The sequence below is a fragment of the Ezakiella coagulans genome (assembly GCF_003096635.1).
GTDB classification, from domain to species: domain Bacteria; phylum Bacillota; class Clostridia; order Tissierellales; family Peptoniphilaceae; genus Ezakiella; species Ezakiella coagulans.
In genome coordinates this window covers 119,298-139,713 of sequence record NZ_QEKV01000001.1, presented here as the reverse complement: position 1 = coordinate 139,713, position 20,416 = coordinate 119,298, and the positions used below count along the sequence as shown (strand labels likewise).

Below are 20,416 nucleotides of genomic sequence, written 5' to 3'. Positions count from 1 at the left end.
AGATACAACTATAAAAAACAACATAAATCCAATCGAAATTCTATTACAGTTACTTAACAAGTGCAAAATATTTATGAGATTAATTTATTTAAACACGATATTATCGAGGTTATAAACTTTTGAGGACGCAAAAAATAAATTTTTTTACGCAAACAAAAAACACCCAAAAATTTTTGAGTGTTCATACTTTATTTTTCAACTAACAATCCGTCAATCTTCCATTCTCCAAAATCATCTTTTTCATATTGAGATTTTTAATCACGCCGAAATCGTGAGTGACGATTATATTTGACTTGTTATTTTCGATTCTCTCCTCGACATACCCCAACAATTTTATCACAAGTTTTTCCGAAAGAAAGCTGAAAGGTTCATCCAAAATCAAAACTTCCGGCTCATTTATTATTGCGCGAGCAATCGAAATCTTTTTCCTCTCTCCTCCCGAAAGAAATCGAGTTTGTTTATCCAAAATGCCCTCGAGTTCCAAAAACTGAACCGCAAAATCGAGTTTTCTTGTTTTTTCGTCCCTATTTGATTCGGAAATTTTCAGAGGGATTTCTATATTGTCGCGCACAGTTCCGTCTTCCATAAAAATTTCGCGCTGGTGCGAAAAACCGAAAAATTTATTCCTGTATTCAGAAACCGTGTCCGCTTTCATTTTCTTTGTGTCAGTCCCTTTAATAAAATACTCTCCATTGTAATTAAAATCCAAAAGCGCCATTATTCGAAGAAGTGTCGTCTTTCCGACTCCATTTTCTCCGGTGATTAAAATACTCTCGCCTTCTTCTATATCGAGCGAAAGTCCGTTTAAAATCAAATTGTCGTCATATCTCTTTTCAATATTTTTAATATTAATCAAAATACTTTACTCCTTTGTTATTGATTCTTATATTTAAATATAACACAAATTCGAGCAAAATAAAAAGCGCCGAAACTGTTACCAAATAAATTTTAAATAGTAAATCAATCATATATACGTTTAAAATCACAAAGATAACCACTCCCAAAACAATGGAAAGCATATTAAAAAGAGTGTTTTCTATAAAGATTTTTCTAAGTTTTTTTCCGCTCATAATATTGATGTAGTCATCTTTTTCTTTCACAACATAAACATCGCTGTAATAAATAATAAATGATTGAACTATAAAAAGAAGAAGCATTATAACATATGGTATCACATATCTTTTTACAAAAGTTTTCTCATCGTTTTCTCTCGACACCGTGACCGCAATTTTTGCACTGTCATTGTTGTCGTCGAGTTTTAAAACCTCGTCAATCGCACCTTTACCAATCTCGCTTCTGTTAAAATCAAGACTTTCGAAAAGATAGCTCACTTCCGAATGTGAAAGATCATATCCCTTAAATGTGTTGTATTCATCTTTGTCTACATAGTAAAAATCATAATTTTTATCATTTAAAATGCTCGAAAAAGTATTTATGATTTTTTCGTCATGAACTTCATCTAAAAAATCCAGTTTTGAAAAATTGACATTTACATTTTTCTCTATCGCCCAAATATATTTGTCCGACAGACTTTTATCGACAAAAATATATATGTGAGTTTTTAAAATCTCATCGATTTTCTCCGATCTAAAATATGTTCGCCCATATTTTTCAAGTATGTTTTGAAGTCCCTCCGCAAAATCGGTACAGTCCGATTCTTTTAAAGTCGGAACGATTTCAAAAGATGTTGTTTGACTATTAACGTCATTTTCCATAGCACCCCAATACATAAAAGATTTTACAACCAAAGAAATCGTCGCTGAAGATGCAAATATTAAAAGTGCCAAGATAACGAGGACATATGTGCGTTTTGTCATTCTAATAAAAAATGATTTATTCATACAAATCACCTCTTTTAATTTTCGAAAGTCCTTCCGCTGTTCTTAAAAAGGAAATAACAAGATTCGTTAGAAATAATATCAGAACTATTTTCAAAAAATTCTCTCTCATTAATGACAATTCGCCGATATATTTCAAATATAGATAAGATAAGACAGTCATTATAACACAAACTGCCAAATTCGGTAAGATGTAATTTCTAACAGTTGTCCAAATAATTTCTTTTTTTGTTGCCCCCGAGATAAAAAGAATCTTTGTTTCTTTTAATATTTCTTTATTTATAATAAATAAAAATATCACATAGGACAAATAACTCAAAATGAGTATCAGTCCAAACATTTTATCATATACTCTCGAGCTTAAAGAAGCTTTAACAGTTTCAAAAATTCCGGAGTTCTTTTTTTCAGTTTCAACAAATCCTCTTTCTTTCATCTCCGCAATCAAATCTCTTCTTTCTGACGCAGAAAATTCTTCTTTTGGCGTTATTTTAACTATGTCTAAAGAATTTTCGCTCTCAGAAAACAGATTCTTAATAATTTTCACCTTTTCATTTTCTTCGGTAACATTGGAATTCGGGTCGAAAACATGAATGATTTTCGTGTTGTACTTTTCTTCCAAGTTCAAAATCCTTTTTCGCCACGATTCGCTTCCCCTAATATTTAAAAGCGTTTCTATTTCAAAGATATATATCGAGACGTCCCTTTTATTCTTATAATCATCCTCTGAAAAATATCTATAGCTTCCGTTTGAAATGATTTTGGATGAATTTACATACCAATAAAAGCCCGGGTCATAAATATAAACAACATTTTCGTCCTTTGACGTCGCCCTTACGCGAATATCTTGTTTTTCGTTTAAAAAACTTAAATCCGCCGCATCTTCATTTTCATTTTTGAAAAAAATGCTCTTTAAATCTTCCGGAGTTAGTTTTTGACAGCTCCCGAAAATATAATTTAAAGAAAAAACGACAATCAAAGTAATTGTCGCCGTATATATCATTTGGTTTTTGTATTTGTTTAAAATTTTCATATCTTCCATTCCTATTTTGTTTAATCAAAATTTCCTATCATACCCTACTAAAATATTACTTAACATTATACTTTATTATATAGAATCAACTAAAAATTGTCAAAAAAACACCCAAAAATTTTTGAGTGTTTCATAATCCAAATTATATTTTAATATTGACCCATTTTCCGGTTTTAAATCGAAGGCTCATCATGATAAATCTCGAGAATTGATCCGAAAGTATTCCGATCCAGATTCCCGTAAGTCCGAGGTTAAATCCGTTTACGAGTACATATGTCACGACCGTTCTTATAATAGAGACGCTCACAATCGACGCCATCAATGTGTATTTTACGTCGCCACCCGCTCTCAAACAACCGCCGTAGATGATTTGAGAAATTTGAAGGATGACAATGACCGTGATAAATCTTGTGATGAGTACACCGTATTCGATGATTTCCGGCTCAGCATTTGCGTCGAAGAAGAGTTTGAAAATGTGTTTTCCGAACACAAACAGAATTACCGATAGGCCGATTGAAATCGCAAGTCCGATTCTTTGGCAGACTTGTCCGTATGTTCGCGCATCGTCTTTTTGCCCTGCGCCCAAGCTTTGTCCCGCAAGGCTCACCGCCGCAACTTGCATTCCGTCGGCAAATGCGAATCCGAGACTCAGTACTTGCATTCCGACATTGTGCGCAGCAAATTGTGCTGTGCCAAGTCCCGCCGCAAGAAGTGCAGTCGCTAAAAATCCGATTCTCATCGCAATATTTTCAACAAACATGTTGAGTCCGAGTTTCGCAATGCTTATCGCCTCTTCAACTCTCGGTTTTATTTTCCTTGCAAAAATATATCTTATATCGACATAGCTATGCGGTTTAAAGAGCGATCTTATACTCATAATGCTTGCGACCGCCGTTCCGATTATTGTTGCAATCGCGGCTCCTCTGACTCCGAGTTCCGGAAATCCCAAGTTGCCCCCTATCAAAAGATAGTTGAAAGTCATATTCACAATGCTTGAGACAAAGTTTGTCGTGAATGCAATTTGAGTGTTTCCACTTCCTCTTTGCGCTGCATTTATAGTCATGCTTATTACATTAAAAAATACAAATCCCATTATTATTCTGAAATATTCGTTCGCCAATTCGTGCGTGTCGGAATTGCTTCCCGCCCATCTCAAAATAGTTTCAGAATATTTTACAAATACAAATGAGATTATTGCAGTTAAAACTGCGGCAATTGCAAATGCGGTAACTAAAACGGTGTTAGCCGAGTTTTTGTCCTCCTCACCTTTCCGCCGCGCGACAAGTGCCGACACCGCAACGTTTATCGAAAAGAAGAATGAGAGTCCTATAAATTTCGGTTGGTTTGTAAGTCCAACCGCCGCAATCGCTTCTTTTCCTAAACTCGAGACCATAAATGTATCTATAAGTCCCGTAAGCGTTATAAAAAAACTTTCTAAAACCGATGGCCACGCCACTTTCATAGCTTTAGAATAAAAACTTTTCTTCTCCAATTAATCATCTCCATATAAAAATAAATAGCACCGCAAAGTAAAACAATTAATAAACATAAGTGCTATCATTTAAATTATACATTAATTTTTATTCTATTGCAAATAAAGTTCATTCTATGCGTACTTAAACTTGTCGCAAACCATGTAAAAGGCATATAAATATTTAACACAGTCCTTGGAATTTGTAATTAATATGCCTAATTTTTTTATTTTTATCATGCAATTTATTTAATATTATTTTTCCAATTTGGGTATAATAAATTATGAATGAATAAAAGAAAGGAAGATTATTATGGCTTGTACAACAATTTTAGTAGGTAAAAACGCAAGCTACGACGGTTCAACACTCGTAGCAAGAAATGAAGATTCACCGAGCGGTCAATTCACGCCGAAGAAGTTCGTGGTTGTTAAACCTGACGAACAACCGAGAAAATATAAATCAGTGATTTCAAAAGTTGAAATCGATTTGCCGGACAATCCGATGAGATATACATGCATGCCGAATGCGGTAAAAGACGAAGGAGTTTGGGGGGCTTTCGGAGTTAACGAAAAGAATGTTTCGATGACTGCAACCGAAACGCTTACAACAAATGAAAGAGTGCTCGCAGCAGATCCACTTGTAGAATATGTAAAAGCTGTTGGAAAACCGGGCGAAGACGGTTATGTCGAAGAAGCTTTCGGCGGAATCGGCGAAGAAGATATGGTTACAATCACTCTTCCATACATCAACTCCGCAAGAGAAGGTGCTGAAAGACTCGGTGCACTCCTTGAAAAGTACGGCACTTATGAAATGAATGGTATCGCATTTCAAGATGAAAATGAAATTTGGTGGCTCGAAACTATCGGCGGTCACAATTGGATGGCAAGAAGAGTGCCGGACGATCACTATGTAATCATGCCGAACCAACTCGGTCTTGACCATTTTGATTTCGAAGACGCTTACGGCGAACAAAAGGAATTTATGTGCTCAAAAGATTTGAAGGATTTCACCGAAAAGTATCACCTCGATTTGAGTCTTGACGGCAATATCAATCCTCGTGACGCATACGGTTCACACTCAGATGCTGACCACACATACAACACTCCGCGTGCTTGGATTCTTATGAGATATTTCAATCCTAACTCATATTATTGGGATGGAATTGACGCGGACTTCAGACCTGAAAGCGATGACATTCCTTGGATGCTTATCCCTGAAAAGAAGATCACTGTTGAAGACATCAAGTATGCACTTTCACACCACTATCAAGGAACAGATTACGATTGCTATGGAAAACATGGCGACGAACGTCAAAGAAATAAATTCAGACCAATCGGCATTAACAGAAACAATGTTATGGGTCTTGTTCAAATCAGACCTTATATGCCTGACGAAATCAAATCCGTCGAATGGCTAAGCCTCGGCTGTAATGTGTTTAATGCGGTTGTTCCGTTCTATTCAAATGTAAACGACACACCGGCATATTTGAAGAACACAACAGGCGAACCGACAACTGATGATTTCTATTGGACAAATCGTATCGTTGCTGCACTTGCCGACGCACACTACGCTGACACAAGTTCACACATTGAACGCTATCAACAAAAAGCGGGCAGCGTTACTGCAAGAATTTTAACTGAAACCGACGAAGCTTTCCTCGAAAATAAGCCGGCTGATGTTCAAGAATTCCTCGAAAAAGCAAATCAAAAAATCGCCGACAAACTTAAAGTTGAAACCGACGATCTTTTGGCAAAAGTTTTATACACCGCAAGCTGCAAGATGAAAAACGGTTTTGCAAGAAGCGACGCATAGTTTATAAGATAAGGGGCTTTGCTCCTTATTTTTTTGTGCGAAATTGAAAAATTGCAGTTTGTTTTATATAGCTATTTGCAAATAACTTTATATACACATATTCGCATGCAATCATACGCATACATATTCACAAAAAAATCCGAAGAAGTGTAATCACCCCAACGGATTTTGATTCAAATTATTTTCCGACGCTCCAACAACCCTTTATTTCATTTTGGAGTTCGCTATAGTCCCAAGTTTTCACTGAGTATCTCACAGAATTCGGGTCGTTTAATATAAACTTTCCGTCCTCCGTCGCGCCTACCAAAATCATGTAGTGTCCGCCGGTTGTAAATTTTCCTTCTCTCATCGAAAGGAGAATTTGTTTGCCTTCATTTAAAACATTTTTAAATTTATTTTCGCCCAAAGGAATCTCCGAAACATTGAGGCCATGATCTCGAAGAGTTTTCTTGATTCCCTCCCAACTTGTTCCTAAATCTTTCAAATATGCACCACTTGCAACCATTTCATTCATAAGGTCGATTGGAGTTTTCTTTTCTCCGTATGCGTTTAAAAGCATCGCAACCGAAGTCGGTCCGCAACCGATGATTGCGAAGTAGTCCTCATACATTTTATATCCCCATCTCGGGTCCCACTGTATAAAAAGCGGTACATTGCGACCAAGCGGAGAACTTTCGGTGTAGCTTTCGACATATCTGTCCTTATATTCGTCTTTGTAGAAAACAAAATTTATTGCATCCACTCTGTTCGACGCAAGTTTGAGCATTGTATCTCCAATGTGTGCACGATTGTCGAGAATATTTTTTGCATTTTCATTTATTTTTGAGGACTCACTCAAATTTTTCACATAACCGTCAATACTGTTTTGCATTTCGTACTCGCCGTCAAAACGCTTGTCTACACTCACTCCGTCAAGCTTAAAATCCATGGGATTATTTATCTCGTTTTCACCATTTCTCTCGCTGTCCAAAACTATCGGCTTGTAGTTCGACTCTTTCTCCCCGTTAAAAATTAAAAATAGTGCAAAAACGACAACAAATGCCGCAATTATTAGAGCAAATATTCTACGCATTTTTTCTACCAAACTTTCTTTTTAATGTTGCAACTAGAGTTCTCGTATCTTTTACACCAAAAAGCATCGTCGATAATATATAAATCAAAATTGCAATCATTATCGTCACAAACAAAAACATAACTTCTTTCATTCTCGAGGTCATCATAGGTGTGAACGCCTTCCACATAAAGTGTGTCGCAACACCCATCAGAATCCCGCTTAATAGAATTTTTAAAAATGTTAATAGAGTTTCTTTTTCGTTGAATTTAACTTTTTTTCTTATTATAAAATACATGATTATACTTGTGATTAGCATTGAAAGCGATGTCGCAAGTGCAAGCCCTCTGTGTCCCAAAGGTTTAATTAAAATAAGATTGAAAATAATATTTAATATGACGGTAAGAAAACCCGTGTACATCGGGATTTTCGTCTGTTGATATGAATAGAACATATTTTCAAAACACATTCTTAAAGACTGTCCTATGAGTCCCGGCGCATAGAAAAGAAGCGCGCCGCTCGTTAGGATCGTCGCTTTTTCATCGAACGCTCCCCTTTGAAAAAGAATGCCAATAATCGGGCGATTCAAAACAATGAGTCCGATTGCCGCAGGAATCGTCACGAGCTGAACAAGATTTACACTAGAAGAAAAAAGTGTACCCGTTTCCTTTACGTCCCTCTTTAAAACCGCATTAGTTAGTTTCGGAAAAACAACAGTCGTGATTGCAACGACAAATACACTTACAACAAGTGTGTTTACTTTGTTTGCATAGTTAAGAGCGGAAATCGCCCCTTCTGTCAACGTCGACGCAAGTGTCTTGTCAATCATAATATTTATTTGGCTCACGGTGCTCGAAATAATTATCGGCACAACCAAAATAAATGTGCGTTTTAAATATGCGTCATTAAAATTTAAATTGAATTTAAAGCGAAGTCTTCTGCTGCGAAGTGCCGGGAGCTGTATCAAAAATTGCGATGCAGATGCAAGCATCGTCACATTCATAAGTCCAACGACCGTCGGTTTTTTTGCAACCAAAAGATAAATTATAAAAATAAGATTGTACGGTATCCCCATCAAAGCGTGCGGTCCGTAGACCTCGTCGCTTTGAAGATATGCATTTGAAACATAAGTGATGCCCAAAAATATTCCAATTGGAAGACCTTGTCTTATTAAAAACACAATAAGATCGTGCATCTCGCCTTCGTAGCCGATTGCAAGAATTCTTGCAAAAGGTCCCGCAAGTGCGAACATCAAAACAGTTATTATAGTCATCACGAGAAGTGTGACGCTTAATATATTGCTGAAATATTTATTTTTCCCTTCGCGGCCATGGTTTTTCTTTATATCCGAAAAAATCGGCACAAGTGTAGTTTGAAGACCCGCACCGAGTGCTCCGATGACAATTATGATTCCGCTCATCGCCGTGAAGTATGCGTCCGATTCGTGACCGGCACCGAAAGAGCGCGCCGTCAATACGTCTCTGAAAAATCCCATCACTTTTGAAATCATCAGAAAGACGCTCACGAGCATCGCCCAATATTTTGCATTTTCGTAGTTATTTTTTCCCATATAGTCCTCTCTATAAATCAGTTTTTAATATCCATAACCAACTTTGTACATATATATAAGTACAATTACAAGTTGAAATACAAACACAATCGGTACGAGAAGTACAAAGACCGGCTTTTGCGTTTTGTGATGAAAAATCTTCATCGAAAGAAATGCTCCGGCAGCACCGAAGAAAAACGCAAGTCTCAAAAGATTTTTTTCGCTCACTCTGTACATTCCTCTTGTCGCTGCAAATTTATCCCATGCATAAACAACAAAAGTGAATATATTTATAATTAAAATCAGTAAAAGCGGTGTATCCATACTTCCTCCAAAACAATTAATAAGTATATTATATCACATTTATTTTTTATATTTAAGTCCCCCACTTTAGGGTAGATTTTTTCGATAAAATAATGTACAATATATGTAAGGAGGGATAAAATTGAAATATAATTTTCCTATTTCAGACATAAGAGAATTCACAGAAGAAGAAATTAAAAATATCAATGAGGCAAAATTTGCCGAGGCAAAAGAAGATTCAATTATGCCTGTCGGTGCATATCTTTCATCACCGTTTGTTGAATATGTAAAAGTTGATGGCAAGATGATGTTACCGAAAAATCATGAAATTAAAGGCGTCATCATAAAAAACAATGATGATTTAATTGTTACAGATCCGAATTATATTAAAAAGGGCGACCTTGTTTTGATTGCCGACAAATCAGATCCGAAGTACGGAATTTTCAGAGACAAGGAAATTTTTGATGAATTTAATTTGAAACACAAAAATCCGATGTATGCTTCATCCGCTGAAACATACAAAAAGTTGTTCCATTTAATGAGTGAAGTTAAAGAAAAAGGCGGAAAAATCGCTTGGGTTCTCGGACCAGCTGTTGTTTTCGACTACGACACAAGACTTGCTCTCTCAGATTTGGTCAATGCGGGATATGTTCAACTTTTACTCGCAGGAAATGCAATGACAACCCACGATCTCGAAGGCGGATTTTTAAACACTGCTCTCGGACAAAATATATATACACAAGAAAGTGTTCCAAACGGTCACTACAACCACTTGGACCTTATCAACGAAGCCAGACACTACGGCAGCCTTAAAGAATTTGTCGAAACGGGCAAAGTAAAAGACGGCTTTATAAAAAATCTTGTTGAAAACGATATTCCAATCGTTCTTTGCGGCTCAATCAGAGACGACGGACCACTTCCTGAAGTTTTCCATAACGTTCACGAAGGGCTCCACAAAATGAGAGAGTCACTCGAAGACTTCGACTTGATCATCACACTTGCAACACTTCTCCACTCGGTCAGTGCGACACAAGTTGCTCCAAGCTATCGTGTGAAGGAAGGAAAAATCTACGGAACACCGGTTTTCTCAATCGACATCACGGACTATGCAACAAATTCCGTCATTGATGAAAGACAAGGATTCCTTGTGGATTCAATCGTTACAAATGTTCAAGATTTCTGCGTAAACGCAAGAAATAATTTAATAAAATTTGATGGTGAAGGGAGGACAAGATAATGAGTTTCACACTAAACAAATACGTCGAACCGGATTTTAATCAAGACTTTCTTAAAAATGCACCGGATTGTAAATGGGAAGAAGCTCCTCTTGATGGAGTTGCACCAAGGCATTATCATGCTCTTTCAATTTATCCTGAATACTTCAAAATAGACGGAAATTGGGTTCTCGCTGTTGAAAGCAGAATGGATACAGTTCCTGTAATAAAATCTCCTACAAAAGTTGAAATTGTAGAATTCAGAAATCTTAAGAAAGGTGACAAAGTTGTTGTTGGAAGAACCGAAGATGCAAGCGAAGGAATCTATATGTACACACACGGATTTGCTCAAGCGGGTGCATCCGGAGACACATTCGCTTTCAGAACCGGTCGTTCACGTGAAACAGCTTTCTCAAAAGACTACGACGAACTCTATGAAATAATGAAATATGTTAAGAGTGTCGGCGAAAAAATCACATGGGTAATCGGACCGAGTCTCGTTACAGACCCTGAAGCAAAAAGAGCTTTTGCAAGTCTCGTAAGAAAAGGATATGTCGACGCTATTTTGGTAGGTGATTCATTTGCATCAATTGATATGGCAATGGACGCATTTGACGAAACAAGCGAAAGATCGTTTGACATGCAAAAATACGATTTGATTTCAAAAATCAGAGAAGCCGGCTCAATAAAAGAAGCTGTTGAACAAGGCATTGTTAAAGAAGGCGGCATAATGCACGCACTCGTAAAAGAAAACAAAGACTATGTTCTCGCAGGTTCAATTAGAGACCCATACACACTTCCTGACACAGTCGACAATGTCTATGAAGCACAAGACAGAATGCGTAAACACACGAGAAAAACGGGAATGCTTATTTGCCTTTCAACCGTTCTCCACACAATCGCATCCGGAAATATGACTCCTTCATACAACGAATTTGACGGAGAAATCAGACCTGTATTTATCTACTCAATCGACCTTCAAGAGTTCAGCGTAAACAAACTCTCGGACAGAGGAACTCTCGAAGTAAAAACGATGGTCACAAATATACAGGACTTCGTAAACCACTTAAATAACAATCTATAAATTTCTCGATTAGTCGAGAGCGATTATAGAACAACAAAGTCGTAGCTTTTTGCTACGACTCTAATTTTAAAAGAGGAATAAAATGAAAAAGTTTTTAAAATATTTCCTAATAACAATATGTATTTTTGTCGTCGGTTGCTCAAACAACACAGATCAAAAATCGACAGACAAAAGCCTTTTGAAAAATCTGAACCTCAAAGTGCTGAATATGGCGGGGAAAAAAGATGCCTTTAAAGAACTCGAGCCGGACACAATACAACCGAACGACTTCTACAACGGCAAATTCGACTCCAGCAAATACAATGTCATATCTCTCGACCAAACCACGATTGACAGATTTAAAAAGGACAACAAAACAAAGCTTCTGTTCGACAAAAACTTCGTGTACATCGTAAAAAATAACACTTCAAACATCAAGGAAATGTACAACGAACTTCAAGGCATCGAAGCCAACAAACAAACGAGTGCCGCTCTCACGCTCTACAGAGTTTACGAAAACGAAATCAAAATCATCGAGCTTAAAGAAAACGAAAGCTCCGACACCGACTCAATTTTGTTTATCTTAAACCAACTGTATCATACAAAATCAAGAGCTGAATTTGACGAGTGGTATCTCTCATTTTTGAAATAAAAAATTTTAAATAAAAAGTCTAACACTGTGTTAGACTTTTTTGTTTTCTTGGGTTATCATATTGGGTATAGAATATATAGATGAAAGTAAAAACCATACTTATAAAAACAAAGGAGAAAACCATGGAACAAAATTACAAAATCGAAGAACCCGAACTCATAAAAAAAGAAACCGTTAAAAAAGTCATCTTTTATATATACATCTTTTTTTCATGCATTTCGATCTACAAGCGCTATACATACGACGTTCCGTCGAGAAATGTTGTAAACACAATCGGAAGAACCGAATACATCGTAAATCGTGAGACGAACGAAAGATATGACAAGCCGTTCTCATCTCTTTCCTGTTATAAAACATCATATGAAGATCTTGAAATCGGTGACAAAATCGGCGACTTCGAATTTTTTGATAAAGACGGAAAAAGTTTAAAAATCTACAAAATCTATAAATCAAAATATGGCGTGGGCATAAAAAAAGCACGAAGTTTCACCGTGTTTAATAAGGAGCTCAAATAAATATGCATTCAAAAAAAGTCTAACATTATACGTTAGACTTTTTGTTTTGGATAAATTTTATTTTTAAAATTTTCTCTTAATTTTACATCCCACCGTCAAAAAAATCCCTACAATAAATTCCCTATCATTATCTATAAGGAATCCATTTGCAGATTTTTTCAAATATATGTTTCCATTCGGTACTCCTATATGTTCACATTTGGGAAGATTTGTCAAGGTCATAATCTAAATTTCTTCAAAATTTTTCTCTTGCTCATTCTCAATATCTTGTTCCATTAACCGAAACACCTTGTCTTTATAGGTTTCCTTACCACTTTCTTTTAATATTAAATTTACTGTATAACAAGTCCTGCCAATTTCCAATACCATTTGTTTTTTTCTTTCTCCATAAATGCTCCTTTTTGGGTGTTCTGTTTCGTTACTCCCACATAGATATTATAGAGCCTCAAAATTTTAGTTTAAGTAAAAATGAAGGAAAAGAATCTTACTTTTTATATTCAAATCGTTCTCTGTCATATTTTACTTCTTGCTTGTACATTTCTACATATTTGCCTAAGGTCTCCTCTTTTACTTCTTTTGAAGATAATTTAGACTCATCAATTATTTCGGATAAATTCGGTCCCGAAATCAACAAAGAACCATCCGGCTGTACACATGCCGCAAAAATATATGTCGAGTTTTCAACCAAGAGTTGATCATTCTCGTAAAGAATCATTTGCCCATCTTTTGACCTTCCTCCACACTTAATTAAAAGTATATTCTCCTCAGTTGGCAACTCTCCTTTTATATTTTTGATAACACGAATAGTGTAATGAGTATACGGCGTACTAACTTCCTTCGTTCCGTTTTTAGTTTCCACAACTACTGGATCTCTATACTCAACCTTTTCTTCTTTAACCACCTGAGCTATAAAATAATGATCTGAAAAACCGATGACCTCATTTGGATTATTCATATCTATAGCAAAGTCGGCATGTAAATAACTTATTGAATCTTGATTTTTGGCGTTCTCATTAGACTTTCCACATCCAGCAAAAATGATAACACAGCCCAACATGCACAGAATTGCACAAATCGTGGATTTCTTTAATATTCTATTCATCCCTACATCTCCTTTCTAATAGTTGTTATAAGCTTCGTCATACGAGGATTTATCAGTTGATGATAAGCTTGTTATGCTTAACTTTCCTTGTTTCATAATATCATTTGTACCATTAGTATGGTCTAATCCGAGTGCATGACCCAATTCGTGAGTAGCAGTTTTTATTCGCTGAGCAGATGTCATGTCTTCAAAATGATAATCATTGAGTTTTATTGTACCATTAGAACTTGTGTAACCCATAGTAGTTGATACTTCATAATAATCACTAATAAAAACATCCTCTACAACGAAAATTGAGTCAGGTCTAATTACTCCTGAACGATGACCTTCCCAGAGATTAACTCCTGATTGAACACTACTTAGGTATTTGGTGTCACTATCCCAATCCAAATGTTTCCCATCATCGACTAAATCCCAATCTCTCTTTACAATAATCCCCACAAAAAATTCCCTATCATTATCGATAAGGAATCAATTTGCAGATTTTTCAAATATATGTTCACATTCGATACTGCACTATTCAACTAAAATCAACCGGAGTCTACTTGTTACAAGTTTTTATACATATATATGTCTGTTTTAAATTCAATGTGCGAGATATATGTAACCCGGAAAATCCGGGCGTTTTTTATAGTCTTTCCAAATCACTCATAAGTTTATCGAGATTTATTCCGTGCACCATGCAAGCTTCTTCAATTGTTTCCATTTGGCTTGCCGGGCATCCGATGCATCCCATTCCATAGCTCATTAATAGATATGCTGCTTCCGGTTTTAACTCCATGAGTTCACCTAGATACATATCCTTGTTGATTTTAATATCTTCCATTAGAGTCCCAATGCCTTTTCTAATTTTTCTTGATCAAAGCCGTAGATTGTTTCATCTCCGACGATGATGAGTGGTACGCCTGTGAAACCTTTTTGTCTGAGTTCCATCATAGCTTCTTTGTCTTTACTGATGTTCTTTTCTGTGAACTTAATATTGTGTTTTTCAAAAAATTCTTTTGCCAAATGACAGAAATGGCAAGTCTCGCTTGTGTAAATTGTTACGTCTTTCATTATATTTCCTCCATGAATTAATTATTATATATATAAAAAGTTACTTATCTTTTTTGCAACTTTTTTTATCTTTGTCGTCTACTTCTTCACCGTAAACGCCTTTACCAAGACACATGTCATCTTCACCTGTTTTAACTTTTGCTTGTTTTTCTACAGAAAGAGCATCCTTTTTATTGTCTCTTTCATCAACGGTGTCTTCGTATTTCTTTTGTGTCTCACAATAGCCTTTTGAGCCTTCGCACTTCTTATCTTTTTTATCAGTCATATCTTAACCTCCCTATAAAATATCAACAAATTTTCATGTTTTTACTCACACTTCTAATATACCCATAAATTTGTGATTTTAACCAATAAATTTTATTTTTCATTAAAAATAGAATATAAATTAAGAAATTCGTTAAGATTTAAATTTTCTGCACGAACATTTGTATCAATTCCCGCTTTTTCAATTTTTTCCTGCACTTCTGACTTTTCCATATCAAGACCCATCGAGAGCGAGTTTAAAAGTGTTTTTCTTCTCATTCCGAAAGCTGTGTGAACAAAATCCATAAACTTGTCAGGTCTTCCCTCCCGTTCGATGGTTTCTAAAAGAACCACCGAACTTTTAACCTTCGGTCTAGGAATAAACGAACCTTCGCTCACGTCAAACAAAATTTTTGCATTTGAAAAAAATGAAACAAATACCGACAGGCTGCCGTATGTTTTACTACCCGGTTTCGCAGTCATTCTCTCCGCGACTTCTTTTTGCACCATAACCACAATTTTGTCGAATTTGTTCTCATTTTTAAAAATCTTTTCCAAAATCGGAGTCGTGATTACATAAGGAAGATTTCCTATAAACACATTCGGCGTCGGATTTTCATTTGCACTTTTCCAAATCTCATCATCGAGTGCATCGCCGTGCACGAGTTTGAAATTGTCCATCCCTTCAAAGTTCTCGTGAAGTATGTCAATAAATCTGTCGTCAATCTCAATCGACGTGAGTTTGTTTCCACGAAGAAGAATTTCTTCGGAGAGCGAGCCTATGCCCGGCCCCACTTCAAGCACAACGTCATTTTCTTTTAAATCCGCACTGTCGACAATTTTTCGAAGTATGTTTCCGTCAATCAAAAAGTTTTGCCCGAGACTTTTTTTCATTGTAATATCGTGCATCTCCATGATTTTTCGGGTGTTTTTTATATTATATATTCTGCCCTTCACTATACTCCTCCAGAATTTTTAGAACTTCATTTTTGTCTATATCAAAGTTGTTGAGTCTTTTTAAAAGTGTCTTTGCGTTCGGGTTTCCAAGATTTAATTTGTCGCTCAAATATTCCCGTCTTTTCTTTGAATCATCGAAACCGGTGAGTCTGTGTTCGAACAAAAACTCCGCCGAAAAATTTTCCGTCTTTGAAACATAAGTCGGTCTCGCTTTATTTATCGCTTCGATGATATCTTCTTTGTTTGCATTTTCAATCCCGATGTCCCCGTCTTTTATAGCGAGGCTTTGTTTGAAATATGCAATTTTTACCGGACATTTTAAATTTGCAAGAAGTTTTTTTCTAATAACATTGCCCGCATGGTCCGGGTCTGTCAAAATAATCGCTCCGCGGTCTTTTGTGATTTCCACAATTTCATCGAGTTTTTTTCGATTTATATGAATGCCGCCCGTTGCGATTATAGTTGCATCGAGGGCTTCCGAAACTCTCGTGATGTCGTCCTTGCCCTCGACAACTATAACTTCTTTAATTCTCTTAGATTCCATAGAAAAACCTTGCATTCTTTGTGGTTATTTCAGCGACTTCTTCGGGCGTCACATTTTTTATTTCAGCAATTTTATTTATGACATTTTCAATATAAACAGAGAGATTTCTCTTGCCTCTATAAGGAACCGGCGTCATATATGGTGCATCGGTTTCCAGAAGAAGTCTGTCGAGCGGTGCATATTCAACCGATTCGACAACATGTCTCGCATTTTTAAAAGTGACGGCGCCGCCGATTGATAGAAAATATCCGAGATTCAAATATTCTCTCGCAACTTCTTTCGCACCCGTGAAACAATGAATCAACGTTTTCTCGCCGTGTCTTAGCGAACGGAGCATTGTGAGCGTGTCTTCGACCGCATCTCTCGAGTGAATGACAAGTGGCTCATTATTTTCATCTGCAAATTCAATCATTCTATGAAAAACTCGTTTTTGCACATCTCTTTCCGACAAATCGTAGTGGTAGTCGAGTCCGCACTCGCCCACTCCGACAACTTTATCATTTTTAAGCATTTCCTTATAGACTTCGATGTCATCTTCTGAAAAACCGTCAGCTTCGTGTGGATGACAACCCACAACCGCATAAATTTTGTCGTATTTTTGTGCAAGTTCAAACGATGCTTTCGAGCTTGCAAGATCACTTGAAGCATTTACAATTGCAAGCACGCCGTTTTGAAACTGCGAATTTATAATCTCATCCCTGTCCTCATCATATTTTTCGTCATCATAGTGTGCATGTGCGTCAATAAATGAATACATTATCTGAGCCCCGCTCCTGTAAATCCTTCGCTCCACGGTTTCATAAGTGTGAGCTTGCCGTCTTTTTCAGCTGCAAGAATCATGCCTTCGCTCTTTACACCACGTAAATTTACAGGTTTGATGTTTAGAATGAACACAGCTTCCTTGCCCAAAAGTTCTTCCGGTTTAAAATGGTCCTTTATTCCCGAAACGACAGTTCTTTCTTCGCCTCCGACATCGACTGTCAGAACATAGAGTCTGTCTGCGTTTTTGTGCGGCTTAACGTCGATAATTTTTCCGACTCTTAAATCGCATTTTTCAAAATCTTCAAATTCAATTTCCGATTTATTTTCCACAAGTTTTTCGGAAAGTTCTTTTTTATTTCCGATTTTTTTCTGTCTTTCATCAAAAAGTTCTGTATTTTTCTTTGTGATTTTTTCGGCGGTATCGTCGTCGGCACGATCAAACAAGTTTTCGCCCTTTGTAACTTTAAGACCTGCTTTGATTTCTCCATCGATTCCTTCAATGCCGAATTTTTCAAAAATCTTTTCGGTTGTAGATGGCATAATCGGCGTGAGCATCTTTGCAGATTCGACAATTGAAATTGAAAGATTGTAAAGAACCGTTTTTAATCTTTCGACATCTTCTTTTGCAAGTTTCCATGGCTCGGTTTCGTCGATATATCTGTTTGCACGACGAATGAGTTTGAAAACATCTTCGAGAGCAAAGTTGAACTTAAGATCGTTCATTTCTTTATAGAATGCGTCCTTTGCTCTTTCGATTTCTTCGAAAATTTCTCCGTCGATTTCTTCTTTTGTTCCCGGCTCCGGAATTACTCCGTCAAAATATTTTTCAATCATCGCAAGCGTTCTTGAAACGAGATTTCCAAGGTCATTTACGAGATCCGAATTGTATCTTTGAACAATTTTATCAATTGTAAAGTTTCCGTCGCTGCCGAAACTGAATTCTCTCAAAATGAAATATCTCAATGTGTCCGCACCGAGCGTTTCGACAATCGGTTCCGGATAATAGACATTGCCCTTTGATTTACTCATCTTGTCGTTGTCAAACAAAATCCATCCGTGTGCGAAAACTTTTTTCGGAAGCGGAAGCCCAAGTGCCATCAAAATTGCCGGCCAAATTACAATGTGGAATCTTACAATTTCACGTCCAACAAGGTGTAAGTCGCATGGCCAGAACTTATTAAAGAGCTCGTCGTTTTCCATATAACCGATGCCCGAAAGATAGCAAAGAAGTGCGTCAACCCAAACATAGACGACGTGTTTTTCGTCAAACGGAACTTTTACGCCCCAATCGATTGCAGTTCTAGAAGCGGACAAATCTTCGAGTCCGTCTTTCATAAAACCGTTTAAAATTTCATCTTTTATATATTCCGGCTCAATGTCCGCATTTTTTATATATTCGGCAACTTGGTCCTTATACTTTGAAAGTCTGAAGAAATAGCTTTCTTCGTCTCTCTTTGTGAGTTCTCTTCCGCAGTCCGGACAAATGTGTCCGTCGGTTGCCTGTGCTTCAGTGAAATATGCTTCACAAGGCACACAGTAAAGTCCGCTGTAGTTTGCCTTGTAGATGTCGCCTTGGTCGTATAACTTTTTAAATACCTTTTGTACGAGCGCTTCGTGCTTTTCAGACGTGGTTCTTTCAAAAACGTCGTAGTCGATGTTGAGCGATTTCCAAAGTTTTTTTGTAGTATCGACAATCGCGTCTGTAAATTCAAGCGGCGTTATTCCTGCCTTCTTTGCAGCTTCCGCAATTTTTTGTCCGTGCTCGTCGGTGCCCGTTACAAAGAAAACGTCATTACCCTCTAACTTTTTAAATCTCTTTATAACATCGGCGACGATGGTCGTATATGTGTGGCCGATGTGAAGATTTCCGTTCGGATAATATATAGGCGTTGTTACATAATAATTTTCAGACATAATTTCTCCTTTCTGAATTTTATCTCTTTTCTAAAATAGCGACACTCTCAATATTCAAAGTGCCGGCAAAATTGTTAAATCCTTTTACACTCAAAACTTTATAATTTTTCATTTCCATCAAATCATTTTTTAGTGTCACCGGATTGCAGCTTACATAAATAACTTGATTAACTCTGCTTTCATCAATTGCCTGAAGCACATCTTTGTGGATGCCGGCTCTTGGCGGATCTATAATAATTGTATCAGCTTTTGTCTCTGTAGTTTTTACGAATTCTTTGCAGTCGGCAAGAACCATCTTAACGTTTTTAATGCCGTTTTTCTCGATTGTATCCTCGCCGTCCTTCACATTTTCCGGATTGATTTCAACGCTTATGACCTCGCTTGCCATATCGCTCAATACTTGTCCGATGACCGCACTTCCCGCATACAAATCCCAAAGCACGCCGGTCTTTTTTAAGTGATCCTTTACATATGAATAAAGCTCTTCAGCTGCAGTTGAATTTGTTTGAAAAAACGAAAAAGGACCCACATTAAAGTCCAAATCAAAAAGTCTTTCCCTTAAAAATCCCGCTCCATATAAAAGTATGAGTTTTTCCGGCACAACCGCATCGCTCAGCGAATCGTTTATGGTGTGATAAATCGTCGTGATTTTGCCCTCGAGTTTATCGTTTAGTAAAAGCAAAAACTCCTTGAACTCTTCGTCAAGCGGATGAACGCTTGTCGTGACAAGATTTACCATATATTCATCATAAAAAACAGAGTGTCTCACAATTAAGTGTCTCAAAAAACCGTCTTTCGTCATCTTGTGGTAAAAAGTTTCGCCGCATTTAAGGAAAAAATCTTTCACCTCGCTCCTTATCGTGTCCATATCCTTTGGCACAATCAAGCAATCCGCACCTTCGACAATATTGTAGAACATGCTCTTTTCATGAAGTCCGAGTTTTAACGGTCCGTCCTTTTCTTCGTTGCCGAAGCTGTATTCCATTTTGTTTCTATATCTCAAAACTTTTTCCGGCGAATGAATTTCCAAAATCTCCGTGCCGTCTCTTTTTTCGAGTGGCGAGAAAAGTCTTTTCATTTCGTTGTTTTTTATTTTCAGTTCATCTTCATAAGGGATTTCTCGAAATCTGCAACCACCGCATCTGTCAACAACATCACAACTCGTATTTTTGACATACGGCGATTTCACAATTTCTAAAATATTCGCTTTTTTTCTTCGCTTATTTTTAAATAGGACAGTTTCCCCCGGGAAACCGCCCTTTGATTCATAAACTTTTCCTTCGGACTCAATCAGAACTTTTTTGTTGAATTGAAGTTCTTTAATTATGCCTTCCAAAAA

At 36.8% G+C, this 20,416-nt stretch carries 23 protein-coding genes; 5 read left to right on the top strand and 18 right to left on the bottom strand.

Annotation, left to right across the window (positions count from 1 at the left end):
* Window positions 1-199 precede the first annotated feature (199 nt).
* From C7381_RS00630 to C7381_RS00615, 4 genes are all read right to left on the bottom strand, one after another.
* Window positions 200-856: an ABC transporter ATP-binding protein gene (locus tag C7381_RS00630; protein WP_165803537.1), complete on the bottom strand. Its 657-nt coding sequence runs from the start codon at window positions 854-856 to the stop codon at window positions 200-202.
* Complete coding sequence (locus C7381_RS00625; protein ID WP_116479523.1) at window positions 849-1,841, bottom strand: hypothetical protein; 993 nt, start codon at window positions 1,839-1,841, stop codon at window positions 849-851. The genes C7381_RS00630 and C7381_RS00625 overlap by 8 nt, the downstream gene beginning before the upstream one ends.
* On the bottom strand, window positions 1,834-2,868 hold the full coding sequence (locus C7381_RS00620) for a hypothetical protein (protein ID WP_133240912.1): 1,035 nt from the start codon (window positions 2,866-2,868) through the stop codon (window positions 1,834-1,836). Before C7381_RS00620 ends, C7381_RS00625 begins: the two co-directional genes overlap by 8 nt.
* A gap of 142 nt (window positions 2,869-3,010) precedes the next feature.
* Entirely contained in the window at window positions 3,011-4,360 is a 1,350-nt protein-coding gene (locus C7381_RS00615) for an MATE family efflux transporter (RefSeq protein ID WP_116479521.1), read from the bottom strand.
* Window positions 4,361-4,652: 292 nt separating this feature from the next.
* Here C7381_RS00615 and C7381_RS00610 point away from each other — a divergent pair, with 292 nt between their 5' ends.
* Entirely contained in the window at window positions 4,653-6,152 is a 1,500-nt protein-coding gene (locus C7381_RS00610; protein WP_116479520.1) for a C69 family dipeptidase, read from the top strand.
* A 178-nt stretch (window positions 6,153-6,330) separates the two neighbouring features.
* Here C7381_RS00610 and C7381_RS00605 read toward each other — a convergent pair whose 3' ends face one another.
* The 3 genes from C7381_RS00605 to C7381_RS00595 are packed head-to-tail and all read right to left on the bottom strand — an operon-like array spanning window position 6,331 to window position 9,076.
* Window positions 6,331-7,224 (bottom strand): C39 family peptidase, encoded by an 894-nt coding sequence (locus C7381_RS00605; protein WP_116479519.1) that lies wholly within the window; start codon window positions 7,222-7,224, stop codon window positions 6,331-6,333.
* Window positions 7,217-8,773 carry a murein biosynthesis integral membrane protein MurJ gene (gene murJ, locus C7381_RS00600; protein ID WP_116479518.1) on the bottom strand — a complete coding sequence of 519 codons (1,557 nt, stop codon included), beginning with the start codon at window positions 8,771-8,773 and terminating at the stop codon, window positions 7,217-7,219. The genes C7381_RS00605 and murJ overlap by 8 nt, the downstream gene beginning before the upstream one ends.
* Before the next feature lie 24 nt (window positions 8,774-8,797).
* A complete protein-coding gene (locus C7381_RS00595; protein WP_034547426.1) occupies window positions 8,798-9,076 on the bottom strand; it encodes a DUF1294 domain-containing protein in 279 nt (92 codons plus the stop codon).
* A 121-nt stretch (window positions 9,077-9,197) separates the two neighbouring features.
* On the opposite strand from C7381_RS00595, the gene C7381_RS00590 reads away from it, so the two are divergent.
* The 4 genes from C7381_RS00590 to C7381_RS00575 all read left to right on the top strand — a co-directional run bounded on the left by C7381_RS00590 (window position 9,198) and on the right by C7381_RS00575 (window position 12,499).
* Window positions 9,198-10,292, top strand: a complete 1,095-nt coding sequence (locus tag C7381_RS00590) for an ornithine cyclodeaminase family domain (RefSeq protein WP_116479517.1) — start codon at window positions 9,198-9,200, stop codon at window positions 10,290-10,292.
* A complete protein-coding gene (locus tag C7381_RS00585; RefSeq protein WP_034547428.1) occupies window positions 10,292-11,353 on the top strand; it encodes a putative NPN-dependent ornithine cyclodeaminase in 1,062 nt (353 codons plus the stop codon). The genes C7381_RS00590 and C7381_RS00585 overlap by 1 nt, the downstream gene beginning before the upstream one ends.
* 82 nt (window positions 11,354-11,435) lie before the next feature.
* A complete protein-coding gene (locus tag C7381_RS00580) occupies window positions 11,436-11,984 on the top strand; it encodes a hypothetical protein (protein WP_116479516.1) in 549 nt (182 codons plus the stop codon).
* A 122-nt stretch (window positions 11,985-12,106) separates the two neighbouring features.
* A complete protein-coding gene (locus tag C7381_RS00575) occupies window positions 12,107-12,499 on the top strand; it encodes a hypothetical protein (protein WP_116479515.1) in 393 nt (130 codons plus the stop codon).
* Between the two features lie 225 nt (window positions 12,500-12,724).
* Here the strand turns inward: C7381_RS00575 and C7381_RS00570 are convergent, their stop codons facing one another.
* The 11 genes from C7381_RS00570 to rlmD form a co-directional block, all read right to left on the bottom strand.
* Window positions 12,725-12,868, bottom strand: coding sequence for a hypothetical protein (locus C7381_RS00570; protein WP_116479514.1), 144 nt, complete (start codon window positions 12,866-12,868; stop codon window positions 12,725-12,727).
* A gap of 115 nt (window positions 12,869-12,983) precedes the next feature.
* Window positions 12,984-13,601 carry a hypothetical protein gene (locus tag C7381_RS00565; protein ID WP_116479513.1) on the bottom strand — a complete coding sequence of 206 codons (618 nt, stop codon included), beginning with the start codon at window positions 13,599-13,601 and terminating at the stop codon, window positions 12,984-12,986.
* A 15-nt stretch (window positions 13,602-13,616) separates the two neighbouring features.
* A complete protein-coding gene (locus tag C7381_RS00560) occupies window positions 13,617-14,042 on the bottom strand; it encodes a matrixin family metalloprotease (RefSeq protein ID WP_245893675.1) in 426 nt (141 codons plus the stop codon).
* A 187-nt stretch (window positions 14,043-14,229) separates the two neighbouring features.
* Window positions 14,230-14,418 carry a DUF1858 domain-containing protein gene (locus tag C7381_RS00555; protein WP_034548064.1) on the bottom strand — a complete coding sequence of 63 codons (189 nt, stop codon included), beginning with the start codon at window positions 14,416-14,418 and terminating at the stop codon, window positions 14,230-14,232.
* A gap of 8 nt (window positions 14,419-14,426) precedes the next feature.
* Window positions 14,427-14,657, bottom strand: a complete 231-nt coding sequence (locus tag C7381_RS00550; RefSeq protein WP_116479512.1) for a glutaredoxin family protein — start codon at window positions 14,655-14,657, stop codon at window positions 14,427-14,429.
* A 40-nt stretch (window positions 14,658-14,697) separates the two neighbouring features.
* Window positions 14,698-14,922 (bottom strand): hypothetical protein, encoded by a 225-nt coding sequence (locus C7381_RS00545; RefSeq protein ID WP_116479511.1) that lies wholly within the window; start codon window positions 14,920-14,922, stop codon window positions 14,698-14,700.
* Window positions 14,923-15,014: 92 nt separating this feature from the next.
* On the bottom strand, window positions 15,015-15,857 hold the full coding sequence (gene rsmA / locus C7381_RS00540; RefSeq protein WP_245893658.1) for a 16S rRNA (adenine(1518)-N(6)/adenine(1519)-N(6))-dimethyltransferase RsmA: 843 nt from the start codon (window positions 15,855-15,857) through the stop codon (window positions 15,015-15,017).
* A complete protein-coding gene (gene rnmV / locus C7381_RS00535; RefSeq protein WP_116479510.1) occupies window positions 15,838-16,401 on the bottom strand; it encodes a ribonuclease M5 in 564 nt (187 codons plus the stop codon). Before rnmV ends, rsmA begins: the two co-directional genes overlap by 20 nt.
* On the bottom strand, window positions 16,391-17,158 hold the full coding sequence (locus C7381_RS00530; RefSeq protein WP_116479509.1) for a TatD family hydrolase: 768 nt from the start codon (window positions 17,156-17,158) through the stop codon (window positions 16,391-16,393). Before C7381_RS00530 ends, rnmV begins: the two co-directional genes overlap by 11 nt.
* The gene (gene metG, locus C7381_RS00525) at window positions 17,158-19,077 is read right to left on the bottom strand and encodes a methionine--tRNA ligase (RefSeq protein ID WP_116479508.1); all 1,920 of its coding nucleotides are present in this window, start codon (window positions 19,075-19,077) and stop codon (window positions 17,158-17,160) included. Before metG ends, C7381_RS00530 begins: the two co-directional genes overlap by 1 nt.
* A 19-nt stretch (window positions 19,078-19,096) precedes the next feature.
* Entirely contained in the window at window positions 19,097-20,413 is a 1,317-nt protein-coding gene (rlmD, locus tag C7381_RS00520) for a 23S rRNA (uracil(1939)-C(5))-methyltransferase RlmD (protein ID WP_116479507.1), read from the bottom strand.
* Window positions 20,414-20,416 lie beyond the last annotated feature (3 nt).

Excerpts from the sequence above, each read along its gene's own strand:
- C7381_RS00625 (WP_116479523.1), bottom strand. The coding sequence starts at position 1,841 with ATGAATAAATCATTTTTTATTAGAATGACAAAACGCACATATGTCCTC.
- C7381_RS00620 (WP_133240912.1), bottom strand. The coding sequence starts at position 2,868 with ATGAAAATTTTAAACAAATACAAAAACCAAATGATATATACGGCGACA.
- C7381_RS00610 (WP_116479520.1), top strand. The coding sequence starts at position 4,653 with ATGGCTTGTACAACAATTTTAGTAGGTAAAAACGCAAGCTACGACGGT.
- C7381_RS00605 (WP_116479519.1), bottom strand. The coding sequence starts at position 7,224 with ATGCGTAGAATATTTGCTCTAATAATTGCGGCATTTGTTGTCGTTTTT.
- murJ (WP_116479518.1), bottom strand. The coding sequence starts at position 8,773 with ATGGGAAAAAATAACTACGAAAATGCAAAATATTGGGCGATGCTCGTG.
- C7381_RS00595 (WP_034547426.1), bottom strand. The coding sequence starts at position 9,076 with ATGGATACACCGCTTTTACTGATTTTAATTATAAATATATTCACTTTT.
- C7381_RS00585 (WP_034547428.1), top strand. The coding sequence starts at position 10,292 with ATGAGTTTCACACTAAACAAATACGTCGAACCGGATTTTAATCAAGAC.
- C7381_RS00580 (WP_116479516.1), top strand. The coding sequence starts at position 11,436 with ATGAAAAAGTTTTTAAAATATTTCCTAATAACAATATGTATTTTTGTC.
- C7381_RS00575 (WP_116479515.1), top strand. The coding sequence starts at position 12,107 with ATGGAACAAAATTACAAAATCGAAGAACCCGAACTCATAAAAAAAGAA.
- C7381_RS00570 (WP_116479514.1), bottom strand. The coding sequence starts at position 12,868 with ATGGTATTGGAAATTGGCAGGACTTGTTATACAGTAAATTTAATATTA.
- C7381_RS00565 (WP_116479513.1), bottom strand. The coding sequence starts at position 13,601 with ATGAATAGAATATTAAAGAAATCCACGATTTGTGCAATTCTGTGCATG.
- C7381_RS00550 (WP_116479512.1), bottom strand. The coding sequence starts at position 14,657 with ATGAAAGACGTAACAATTTACACAAGCGAGACTTGCCATTTCTGTCAT.
- C7381_RS00545 (WP_116479511.1), bottom strand. The coding sequence starts at position 14,922 with ATGACTGATAAAAAAGATAAGAAGTGCGAAGGCTCAAAAGGCTATTGT.
- rnmV (WP_116479510.1), bottom strand. The coding sequence starts at position 16,401 with ATGGAATCTAAGAGAATTAAAGAAGTTATAGTTGTCGAGGGCAAGGAC.
- C7381_RS00530 (WP_116479509.1), bottom strand. The coding sequence starts at position 17,158 with ATGTATTCATTTATTGACGCACATGCACACTATGATGACGAAAAATAT.
- metG (WP_116479508.1), bottom strand. The coding sequence starts at position 19,077 with ATGTCTGAAAATTATTATGTAACAACGCCTATATATTATCCGAACGGA.